The sequence below is a fragment of the Streptomyces sp. NPDC004435 genome, assembly GCF_042873895.1.
In the GTDB taxonomy this organism is placed as follows: domain Bacteria; phylum Actinomycetota; class Actinomycetes; order Streptomycetales; family Streptomycetaceae; genus Streptomyces.
In genome coordinates this window covers 44,392-54,874 of record NZ_JBIAMB010000035.1, presented here as the reverse complement: position 1 = coordinate 54,874, position 10,483 = coordinate 44,392, and the positions used below count along the sequence as shown (strand labels likewise).

11 protein-coding genes are annotated in these 10,483 nt (G+C 73.7%); 9 read left to right on the top strand and 2 right to left on the bottom strand.

Annotated elements, in window-relative coordinates; all coding sequences use genetic code 11:
* Window positions 1-115: 115 nt before the first annotated feature.
* The 3 genes from ACFYT9_RS38370 to ACFYT9_RS38360 are packed head-to-tail and all read left to right on the top strand — an operon-like array spanning window position 116 to window position 2,693.
* Window positions 116-1,051, top strand: a complete 936-nt coding sequence (locus ACFYT9_RS38370; protein ID WP_389171570.1) for a hypothetical protein — start codon at window positions 116-118, stop codon at window positions 1,049-1,051.
* Between the two features lie 5 nt (window positions 1,052-1,056).
* Window positions 1,057-1,389 carry a hypothetical protein gene (locus ACFYT9_RS38365; RefSeq protein ID WP_389171568.1) on the top strand — a complete coding sequence of 111 codons (333 nt, stop codon included), beginning with the start codon at window positions 1,057-1,059 and terminating at the stop codon, window positions 1,387-1,389.
* Window positions 1,386-2,693, top strand: a complete 1,308-nt coding sequence (locus ACFYT9_RS38360; RefSeq protein ID WP_389171566.1) for a M14 family zinc carboxypeptidase — start codon at window positions 1,386-1,388, stop codon at window positions 2,691-2,693. Before ACFYT9_RS38365 ends, ACFYT9_RS38360 begins: the two co-directional genes overlap by 4 nt.
* 94 nt (window positions 2,694-2,787) lie before the next feature.
* Here the strand turns inward: ACFYT9_RS38360 and ACFYT9_RS38355 are convergent, their stop codons facing one another.
* Both ACFYT9_RS38355 and ACFYT9_RS38350 read right to left on the bottom strand, forming a co-directional pair.
* On the bottom strand, window positions 2,788-3,393 hold the full coding sequence (locus ACFYT9_RS38355; RefSeq protein ID WP_389171563.1) for an HD family hydrolase: 606 nt from the start codon (window positions 3,391-3,393) through the stop codon (window positions 2,788-2,790).
* Between the two features lie 21 nt (window positions 3,394-3,414).
* Complete coding sequence (locus ACFYT9_RS38350) at window positions 3,415-4,509, bottom strand: helix-turn-helix domain-containing protein (protein WP_389171560.1); 1,095 nt, start codon at window positions 4,507-4,509, stop codon at window positions 3,415-3,417.
* A 283-nt stretch (window positions 4,510-4,792) separates the two neighbouring features.
* On the opposite strand from ACFYT9_RS38350, the gene ACFYT9_RS38345 reads away from it, so the two are divergent.
* The 6 genes from ACFYT9_RS38345 (at window position 4,793) to ACFYT9_RS38320 (ending at window position 10,481) form a co-directional block, all read left to right on the top strand.
* Window positions 4,793-5,719, top strand: coding sequence for an HpcH/HpaI aldolase/citrate lyase family protein (locus tag ACFYT9_RS38345; RefSeq protein WP_389171557.1), 927 nt, complete (start codon window positions 4,793-4,795; stop codon window positions 5,717-5,719).
* Window positions 5,720-5,721: 2 nt separating this feature from the next.
* Complete coding sequence (locus tag ACFYT9_RS38340) at window positions 5,722-6,264, top strand: MaoC family dehydratase (RefSeq protein ID WP_389171554.1); 543 nt, start codon at window positions 5,722-5,724, stop codon at window positions 6,262-6,264.
* 18 nt (window positions 6,265-6,282) lie between these two features.
* Window positions 6,283-7,458 carry an enhanced intracellular survival protein Eis gene (eis, locus tag ACFYT9_RS38335; RefSeq protein WP_389171551.1) on the top strand — a complete coding sequence of 392 codons (1,176 nt, stop codon included), beginning with the start codon at window positions 6,283-6,285 and terminating at the stop codon, window positions 7,456-7,458.
* Window positions 7,459-7,577: 119 nt separating this feature from the next.
* The gene (locus ACFYT9_RS38330) at window positions 7,578-8,477 is read left to right on the top strand and encodes an aminoglycoside phosphotransferase family protein (RefSeq protein ID WP_389171548.1); all 900 of its coding nucleotides are present in this window, start codon (window positions 7,578-7,580) and stop codon (window positions 8,475-8,477) included.
* A 92-nt stretch (window positions 8,478-8,569) separates the two neighbouring features.
* Window positions 8,570-9,409, top strand: a complete 840-nt coding sequence (locus ACFYT9_RS38325; RefSeq protein ID WP_389171546.1) for a hypothetical protein — start codon at window positions 8,570-8,572, stop codon at window positions 9,407-9,409.
* Window positions 9,410-9,446: 37 nt separating this feature from the next.
* Window positions 9,447-10,481: an Ldh family oxidoreductase gene (locus ACFYT9_RS38320; protein WP_389171543.1), complete on the top strand. Its 1,035-nt coding sequence runs from the start codon at window positions 9,447-9,449 to the stop codon at window positions 10,479-10,481.
* Window positions 10,482-10,483 lie beyond the last annotated feature (2 nt).

Genomic DNA, 10,483 nt, shown 5'->3' with positions numbered 1-10,483 from the left:
CGCTCGGGACGGCTTCCCTGACACGAACCGGGGACTCAAGCATGAAACCGCTGGTCAAGTTTCCTGACCAGGACTCAATTGAGAGGAACCTACACGAGCCGGCGGGAGCGGAGTCGTGACGACCAGGGCCCGGCCTCGTCCGGTCCTGAGCCGCTGGGGCATGCCCCACTGGATGCCGGACAGCAGCGAGACGCTCTCCGTCCGCTGCGGCGAGGACTTCACCGCGATCCGCGTCCCGGCCGACCTCGCCCGCCCGGCGCTGACCGCGCTGGGGCCGCGCACCGGCCCCGTCCTCGCCAACCGCACCACGCGGACCTGGCACTTCCTCCTGTCGTCCGACTCCGTCCTCCCGGCCGACTGGCCCCACGGCGTGCGGGTCATGCCGAAGGGCAGGTCCATAGGCATCCCCCCGCTGGCGACGACCGGCGGCCTGGACGTCCACTGGGCCGTGCCCCCCGGCCTGGGCTCCACCTCGCCCGCCGACCTGCACCGCGTGCTGCGCGACCCCCGGCTCCTGACCGCCCGCGCCGCTCCCGCGCCGGCCGAACCGCCGGCCGCTGCGACGGCGCCGGTCCGCGCCGCCGCCCCGGCACAGCCGCGCCCGCTCACCTCGGCCCAACTACGGGTCGGGCAACTCCTGCTCACCGGGGCGTCGGACGCGCAGATCGCCGAGGAGCTGGGCCTGCCTGTCGGGATCGTCCGCCGGCACCTGACCTCGATCGGCCGCCGCTTCGGCGCCCCGACCGCTGCCCGCAGGGCCACCGCCCTGCTCGCGGGCGGCCACGTCTCTCCGCCTCCGGTGTCGATGCTCGCCCCGGACCTCGCCGAGACCGACCTCGCCGTCCTGCGAGTCCTCGCCGGCCTCGCCACGGAGGACGACCTTCCCGAAGACCTTCGGCCCACCGGTCTGTTCCTCGACCGCGTCGACGAGCTGCGTGAGCGGTGCGGCGCCCGCAGCGACCCGCACCTCATCGCCCTGGTCGCCTTCTGGGAACTCCTGCCCGACCTCATCACCCCCGCCGCCGCCTCCGGAAAGGAGCAGCTGCCGTGATCCGCATGGCTCGCTTACCCGCCCCCGCCACCAGAATCGGGTGGTCCGCCCTCGACCTCCTCGAAACCGTCCCCGGGCTCATGCTCCTCGGCATGAACGCCGCCGGCCTCGCCCTGACCGGAAGCCTGATCGCCGACGAGATCGGCAGCCCCCGCGGGCTCGCCGCCGCGTCCGTGCCGGACCTGGAGCCGCACGCCGAAGAGCAGCCGCAGCACGCGGCCAACGCCACGGCAGACACCAGCACCAGCACCTACCGCTACGAGCCCGACATGCCGGGGCCGGCCCACCAGGACGTCCCGCCGACCCACGGCGCTCTGCGCGGGGAGGGCTGGTCGTGACCCCCGACCCGCTCGCCCCCTACATCGGCGACCGGCCGCCCACCCTGGACGAACTGGACCAGGAGCTGCGGAAGACCGCCGCCGAGCACCCGACGGTCTGCGTCCTGTCCGAGATCGGCCGCTCCCGCGAGGGCAGGCCCATGACGATGCTGACCGTCCAGGGCGGCCCGAAGCACGTCCTCGTCCTCGGCGCCCCGCACCCGAACGAGCCCATCGGTCTGACCGTGGTCACCACGCTGGCCCGGTACCTCACCGAGCACCCCCAGGCGCGGGAAGAAGTCTCCTGGCACCTCGTGGGATGCGCCGACCCCGACGGCGTCGCCGCCAACCAGGACTGGTGGGCGAAGACCTGGCCGCCGACGCTGGAGGACTACCACCGCCGCCTGTACCGGCCCCAGGCCCGCTGCCAGCCCGAGTGGACCTTCCCCACCCCCACCTTCGACGCGACCCTGCCGGAGACCCGTGCCCTCATGAGGGTGATCGACACCGTACGACCGGCGCTGACCGTCTCCCTCCACGGAAGCGACTCCGGCGGGGTGTGGGCGATGGCCTCCCGCGCCGAACCCGCCCTCCCCAAGATCATGGGAGACCTGGCGGCCCGGCACGGCCTCCGCGTCGAGCAGACCCCGTCGGACTGCACCGGACTGACCTCCTTCGGACCAGGCGCCTACCTCCTGGCGCCTCCCGCCGCCACCGAGCCGGACGCCTCTAGCGGCGGGGGCGACGACCGCGAGTGGGAACCGGCCGGATCCAGCAGCGCCCACTACACCGCCCGGCACGGCGGCCTCGGCCTCTTCCCCGAGGTACCGATGTGGGACTCCGCCCCCATCCAGCTCTCCCCTCAGGAAGCCATCGACGTCCTCGAAGACGCCCGCCACGTCCTCGGCGACCTCATCGCCGAGCTTGCAGCGACCTCGGAAGAAGAGACCGTGTTCCTGGCCTCCGCGAAGGAGGTCCGCTCGATCACCCCCCTGATGATCCGGCAGATCCAGGAGAACCCCGAGGCCGGCCGCGACCAGGACCTCGTCCTCCTCGTCCCGGCGCGCGCCGCGGGCATGCTCCTGCGGCACGCCGACCAGCTCCTCGCCGCCGCCCCGGACCACGAGCAGCTCCAGGCCCTGCGAGCGAAGACCGAGGCCGTTCTCATCGCCTGGTGCCACCGGGCGGAAAAGGCCCTCCGCCCCCGGCCCATGCCGCTGTCGCGTACGGCCGGCTACCAGGCGGACATGGTCCTGTCCCTGGCGGGGCTCCCCTCGACAGCGCCTTCCGGCGCGCCCGGGCCCGCGGTACGCGATGACCGCTGAGGGCGCCCTCCTGGCCGACCGCTACCGGCTGCCCGCCGGCCAGGGCTCCGGCACCGATCCGAGCGTTGGGGGTGCGGCAGCCGTTCAGCGGAGCTCAGTGACCGGCTGGTGCACCGGGCAGCGTGCGCTGCCACTGGGCTGGTTCCATCGCGGTGGCGGCGTTCGCGAGGCTGCGGGCGGAGGCAGTCTTCAACGCGGCGTGACACCTTTCGATCTTGCCGTCGGTGCGGTAGCCGGTCGCCCGGTACTCCAGGGCTCGATAGAGGCAGTCCAGTTTGTCGGCGTCTCGGGCGCACCTGGCTTCGAGGGTCTCTCCGGCTTCGAACTCCTCGATGGCCGCGGTTACAGCGTTCCCGACGGCAGGGTGCGTGCCGGCCACTTGGTCGGCTGTGACCTTCCGCGGGTCGGCGGTTGTGACGTAGCGGCGGGTGACTGGCGTCTGATCGCCGACACGGGTCTCGTGGAGGTCGTGGAGCGTACACAGCAGGGCGGTGCGGGCGGGGTCGGCGCCTTCCATCGCGGCCAGTGCGACGCCGATGACGGTGGTGCGGTGGCTGTGCTCGGCGACGGTCTCGGTGGCAGAGAGGGGAACGCCGTCGTAGGGCCAGCCGGTGCGTGGCTGGTTGCGCAGGGCGCCGGCCTCGAAAAGGAGAGCGGCTGTGGCGGTGGTCTCGGCGTCGGCGGGTGCGTGTTCGGGCACGTGCTGGCTCCTGGCGGTGCGTCAGTTCATTTGCTGGAGACGGTAGTGGACCGATTCAAGGTCGCGCCGCGATACCGACGACAGGACGCCGCCGTCGAGGAGTTCGACGGCGCGCTCCCCCAGTTGCCGGGCGGCGGCGGGGCCGGCGAGCGGCAGCCACGGATGGAGGTGGAGCAGGGTGTGGAGGGAGTGCACGTACAGGTCGACGGTGCCGGGCGCGTCGTGGAGCGAGCTGGCCAGCTGCTGGAACAGGTGGACCGGGCTCCACGCGGCGGGGTCCGGGCGGTGAAGGAAGTGGTCGTCCGGCTGGGTGGGCGGCATAGAGCCCAGCCAGTAGGCCCAGTAGGCGAGGTTGGCGAGCTCGCTGTGCTGGTCGGCGGCCAGGGCGTCGACGAAGTCGTACAGGGGCACGGGGTCGCCCTGGCGGGCGGCGACCGTCGCGGCGGTGCGGGCCTCGATCCACCGCGGCGTGTAGTCGCGCAGAGCCAGCGCCGACCGCATCGTGCGCAGCGCCTGCTCGGCCCAGTCCTCGGCATCGGGGGCCGGGTCGTAGGAGGCGAGGTAGAGGCTTTGGCGGCGCAGGAGCAGTCGGCGGTCCCCTGCCCGGTCGGCGCTCTCCGCGGTCTGGCGAAGCTGGGCGAAGAAGTGCGTCCGGTCGGCGGCCGAGAGCTGGGGGCCGGCGGGGGCGGGGCCGCGTCGCCGGCGGATGGCGTGCGGCTGCAGGGCGGGCGGGATGATGCCGCGCACAGCCCACGCGATCAGATGCGCTGTCTCGCGGGACTGGACCCAGCCCGCCAGCGGGTGGGCGGCGGGATCTGCCGGCGGGTGCAGCACGGCCGTGAGGATCCGGTCGGCGTCCAGCCCGGCGTCCAGCCAACCGAGCAGGGATCCGTCGGCGCCCAGGAGCGCCAGGGTCCGGCGCAGCTGCAGCAGGTCCATCGTGCGGACGTTGCCGAGCGGCCGGCGCCCGCTCTCCCAGCCCTGGATGGTGCCGAGGTCGACCCCCAGACGCTCGGCCAGAACGGCCTGCGGGAGGGGGACGCTCTCGCGCAGCATCCGCAGGACGAACCCCGAGACCACACCGGTGTCGGTGCGGCTCCGGCTACCGGTCCCCATCGCGGTCCCTTCCGGTCGGCCCCGGCTGTGCCTCGTGCCCGCCCGCAGGGGCAAACCCGTACCGGGAGTGAGTCTTGTTCAGAACCCGCTCTTCCTAGGCTAGTTCGGCGAACCAGCCCGCAGTGGCGGTTCGGAGCATCGGCCGGAGCGTGCAGCAGGCTGTCGCCCCCGCTCGATGCCTGCCTGTCCGGGTGCCGTTTCCCAATTCCCTGTTCCTGCTTCTGGTCCGTCGTGCCCGTACGGGCAGCGACCGGGCCGGTCGACCGTTCGAGAGGAGATCGACGTGCAGCCTCCGTTGGATCGGGCGAACTCCGCGCCGCCCGACACCGCCAGGTCCAGTGGGCCGACCTGGCTGGTTACTCCCGGCATCACGCCCGCGCGTTTCGACACGGCCGTCGGCTCCGGTGCCGAGGTAGTGCTCCTCGACCTGGAGGACTCGGTGCCGGCCGGATCCAAGGCCGATGCGCGGGCGGCCGTGCTGCCGTTCGCCGGTGCCCGGACGCGGAAGTCCGGCGGGCCCCTGCTGGGCGTGCGGATCAACGCGGTAGGTGGCGCGGAGGGTCTGCGGGACCTTGCCGCCATGGCTGAGGAGGGGCTGTGGCCGGACCTCGTCGTGGTCCCCAAGGTGGAGTCGGGCCGCCAGATCGAGGCCGTCGTGCAGGCCGCGTGCGGGGCGCAGGCGGCACCGAAGGTCTGGGCGCTGATCGAGTCCCCGCGGGGAGTCGTCGAACTGGCCGGCATCGTGCGCACCCCGGGCCTTGCGGGCGTGCTCTTCGGCGCCGCCGACTACGCGGCGGCGGCCGGGTGCCAGCTCACGTCCCGGGCGATGTGGTACCCGCGCGCTCAGCTCGTCACTGCGGCCTCCGCCGCCGGGATCCCTGCCGTGGACTCCCCCTTCTTCTCCCTCGATGACCAGGACGGGCTGCGCCGGGACGCCCTGGAGGCGGTCGAACTGGGCTTCGCGGGCAAGGTCGCCGTCCACCCGCGCCAGCTGAGCGTCATCGCGCAGGCGTTCGCTCCCAGCCCGCGCGAGCTGGAGTCAGCCCACGCGGTGCTCGACGCGGCCTGCGCGGTGGCCAAGGAGGGCGGCGCCATCACCACGGCGGACGGCGCGATGGTCGGGCCGCCTCTCGTCGAGGCAGCTCTCGCCATCGTCCGCCGAGCCGGCCACCGCTCCTCCGCCACCACCTCTGTCACGAAAGCGAGCTGATGATGCCGAAGCAGCAGCCCCGGTCCGTCCCGGCCGGATTCCGCCAGGTGGAGGACGGCTGCCTCCGCGAGGTCGTCGGCCTGGGCCTGGACGACCTCGTCCCCGGCCTGGTCATCGAGCACCGACCCGCCCGGACGGTGACCGAAGCGGAGCACGTGCAGGTCCTCGCGCTGATGGGTAACGAGGCGCCGGTCCACTCCGACATCGAGTTCTGCCGCCGTACCGGCCAGCCGCGGGTCCTAGTGTGCGGAATGCTCACCCTCAACGTGGTGCTCGGCATGACGGTCCGCACGACCAGCGGCATGACCACCGGCAACCTCGCCCTGGACGAGGTCCGCTGGAAGAAGCCCGTCTACGTCGGCGACACCCTCTCCGCGCGCAGCACCGTCCTGTCCGCCCGCCGCTCGAACAGCCGCCCCGACCAGGGCATCGTCACCTGCCGCGTCGACGGGTTCAACCAGGACGGCGAGCTGGTCGTCACCGGCACCCGCACCTTCTTCGTCCCCGCCGACCCGGACGTCGTCCGCGACGCCACCGGCTACTAGAGGGGAGGGGAAGTCGCCATGGATGTGGAGTTCGCCGAGGCCGACGACGCCCAGTGGGCGGAGTACGACGCTCTGGCCCGCCGCGCCTACGGCCAGCCGGTACCTGACGTCACGCGCCTGGGACCGTACGCGGACCGTCGGGTGGCGCTGCGCGGCGGCCGGGTCGTCGCCGGGGGCATGGCCGTGCTCGTGCCGCAGTGGTTCGGCGGCCGGCCGGTGCCCGCCGCGAGCATGGGCTGCGGCTGCGTCGCCCCGGAGGAGCGCGGCGGCCGTCTCGCCGCACTCCTCGCTCAGGAGAGGGGGCGCGCCGTGCAGGAGCAGGGCGCGGTCCTCGCCACGCTGTGGACGGCCTCCAACGGCTACGTGCGGCGGCTGGGCTGGGACGCCCCGGCGCAGGTGTTCTCCTGGACGGTGCCCACCGCTGCCCTCAAGCAGGCCGCCACCGACACGATGGAGATCACCCACGGCGACACCGCGCAGCTCGCAGACCTGCGGGACCGGCTGGCCGGGCGGTGGAACGGGCCGTGGCAGCGACCCGCGTGGTGGGGCGCCTGGCAGCAGGAGCGGCATCCGGACCTGGAGACCTACGCGTTCGCCTCGCGTGGGCGGGAGCCGAGCGGTGTCCTGGCGACGGCGACGCAGCGCACCCCGGGCGGCCGGCAGCTAGTCGTCCACGACTTCTGGGCCGCCGACGCGCCGACCGCCGACGCGATGCTCGCCTTCCTCGGACGGCACCACGGCCGCGTCCCCACCGTGATGTTCGAGCGCACCGGCCTGCCGCCCGGACCGGTGCTGCAGCAGCGCCTCGCGAGCGTCGGCACGGCGACGGCCAAAGCCTGGCATCCGTGGATGCTGCGCGTCCTCGACCCCGTCCGCGCCGTCGAGCTGCGCGGCTGGCCCGGGCACCTGGACGACGAGATCGTGCTCGACCTCGCCGACCTGGAGGGCGCCGGATTCAGCCGCCACACCCTGAGCATCGGCGCAGGCAGCGCCCGTCTCACCCCCGGCGGCGCACAGCGCGGCCGTACCGCCGACGTCACGCTGACCATGGGGCAGTTCTCGCTCTGGTACGCCGGCGGCTACCGCAGTCCGGCCACCGCCGCGCTGGCGGGCCTGCGCGGGGAGGACTCCGTCCTCGCCCGCCTGCTGGCCGCCACCGCCGACCGGGAGCCGTGGCTCGCCGACTACTTCTGACCCTCGCACCCCGCCCGTTATCCGGCCGTTGAACCGGCGGGAACCGCAGCGCACCCCCTCGCACCTGTGTGCACGGCTCCACCGAATCCACCCGCTCCCCCGTTCGGAGACCGATCTTCATGACGACCGCCAAGCCCACCAAGCCCTTCCCGCCCGAGCTGCGCGACTGGGTCGCCAGCTACCTGCCCGGTCTGGACGCGAACGAGGACCGTTCCTGGCCGCGCAGCACCTCCCTCGTGTGGCGCGTGAGCGCGGCCGGCCGGGACGCCTATGTGAAGGTCAGCCCCAGCGACCTCGACTTCGAGCGCGAGGTCGCCGGATACGCCTTCACCGCAGCGCACTTGAGCGAGACCGAGGCGCCGCGGCTGCTGGCCTGCGACCCGGGCCTGCGCGCGATCCTCAGCACGCCCCTGCCCGGCCGCGTCGTACGGGACCTGCCCCTGGAACCCGGCACCGAGCTGCGCTTGTACAAGGACGCCGGGCGGCTGCTGCGCCGCTGGCACGACGCGTCCGAGCCCGGGACGGACGCGGACCGCGCGGCGGTTCGGTCCGACATGGAGGCCAAGGCCCGTGAGGCCGCCGACTGCCTGGAGGACGTCGCGCCGTACCTGGCCGCCGACCGGCTCGCCCTGGTCGAGGCCGCGTCGACGGAGCTGCCCGGACTTGCCGAGCAGCTGCCGCTGGTCTACCGGCACGGCGACTACGAGACCCGGAACTGGCTGTACGACGAGGACAGCAGCCACCACGGCCTGATCGACTTCGCGATGGCCGCGCACGGCATCGCCGCGTCCGAGTTCGTGTGGCTGTGCGGCGCGGTCTGGTCCGTCCGCCCGGAGCTGCACGAGGCGTACTTCACGGGCTACGGCCGACCGCTGACGGCCGAGGAGGACCGCCTTCTGCGTCTGCTGACCGTCCGCCTCGGCGTGTCCTACCTGCGCAACGGCCTGGCCAAGGGCCGCGACGAGCTCGTGGCGCGCGGCCACCTCGTCCTGGACCGGATGGCCGCACCCCGGCCGTAGTCCGCACCGCACGCGGACCCGGCACCCGCCCGGGTTCGGGTCCGCACTCGTTCGTCCTCTGTCTCGCAGCGATCCGGATCAGGAGGTGCTTGGTGAATCTCGTCCCCGGCCTGCCCGCTCACGCCGCGTCTGCCGTGTGGGGCGGTGTCCCGCAGCCGCTGCGCGCCGCCGTCGAGTCCGCTGCCGGACCGGTCCTCAACGCCGTCGAGGCCGTCTCGGGCAGGACCGCCTGGCTGCGCCTGTCTCTGGATGTCCCCGGGCGCCGGCTGTTCCTCAAGGCCACTCCGCTGTCCCACCGCCACGCGCCCACCCTGGACACCGAGGCACGCCTCGCACCCGCCGTCCGCGCGCTCGCGCCCCAGCTGCTGCACCACGGCATCGCCGGCGCCTGGCGGTGGCTGCTGTTCGAGCACGTCCCCGGCCGGTCTGCCGACCTTTCCCCGGGCTCGGCGGACCGTGACGCCGCCGCCGGCGCGCTGCGACACCTCGCGACCCTGCCGGCCCCCGCCGCCGCCACACTCCGGGTCGAGGAACGCTGGGCACATCTCGGCGCGGGCCTGGACCTCGGTCTGCTGGCCGGCGACCGGCTCGTGCACACCGACCTGAACGAGGGGAACATCCTCATTCAAGGCGGCAGTGCCGTCCTGCTGGACTGGGCGTGGCCCGGCCGGGGAACCGGGTGGCTGAGCGCCGGGTTCCTGCTCGCGCAGCTGATCGACGCAGGTACCCCCGCGGCGGACGCCGAGGCGTGGGCCCGCAAGGCACTGCCCGACTGGGCCGCCGCCCCCACCGAGGCCGCCGACACCTTCGTCACCGCGCTCGTCCGGCGCCGTGTCGAGCAGGTCTCCACCTGTCCTCCGGCTCGCCGCGCCGAGCGGGAGGGACAGCTGCACTCCGCCGTGACCTGGCACCGCTCCCGCACTCACATCTGAACCGCTCCCGTCTCCCGCCCACGTCGAACGGAGAACCATGTCTGACACCCCCGTCCGCGGCCCCGCCACCGAACCGGCGAACGTGCAGGTGCCGATCGCCGACGTCGAGGACCTGATGGCCCGGACCTGCACGGCCGCAGGCGTCGGCGACAGCGCGGCCCGCCGGGTGGCCGACCACTTCCTGACCGGCGAACTGCGCGGCAAACCATCCCACGGGCTGGCGAAGTTCGCCTTCGAATCCCGGTTCTTCCCCGAGCGGCAGGCCCCGCCCGAGATCGTCCGCGAGCGCGGGGCGTTCGCCGTCGTCGACGCGCACCGCGAGATCGGCCCGCTCAGCGCCGACTTCGCGACCACTGCGGCCATCGAACGGGCCCGCCGCCTCGGCATCGGTCTGGTCGGGGTCATCAACTCCCAGCGCTACGGCGTCCTGTCCACCTTCACCGAGGCCATCGCCGCACACGGCCTGGTCGGCATCGCCGCCAACACCTCCCGAGCCGAAGCCGTCCCGGCCGGCGGCGCCACCCCCGTCCTCGGCGTCAACCCCCTCTCCTTCGCCCTGCCCACCCTCGGCGAACCCCTGAGCGCAGACATGGGCACCACCCTCGCGCCGATGGGCGTGCTGTGGGAGCACCGCCGCTCGGGCCGGCCTCTGCCGGAAGGGTGCTTCGTCGACGCCGGCGGCCGTGCCACCCGCGACCCCCACGCCGCGTCCTCCGCGATCGTCTTCGGCGACCACCGCGGCCTCGCGCTGTCCCTGCTCGTGCAGGCTCTGACCGGCTCCGTGTTCGGCTTCCCCATGGGCGACGACGTCGACTCCACCTGGACCACCGGCTACGCCTTCCTCGCCCTCGACCCCGCCTTCGCCGCCCCCGGCCAGAACGCGGCCACCGCGAACACACGCCTCGCCGACCGGCTGCGAGACGCGGCGACGGCCGACGGCACGTGGCGCGTACCCGGCGACCAGGGCCGCGCCCTCGAAGCCGCCGCCCGCGACAAGGGCACCATCCCCGTCCCCGGCCCGCTTCTCGCCCGCCTGTCCGCCCGCGCAGCCGGCGACTTCACCTCCGACTGAAC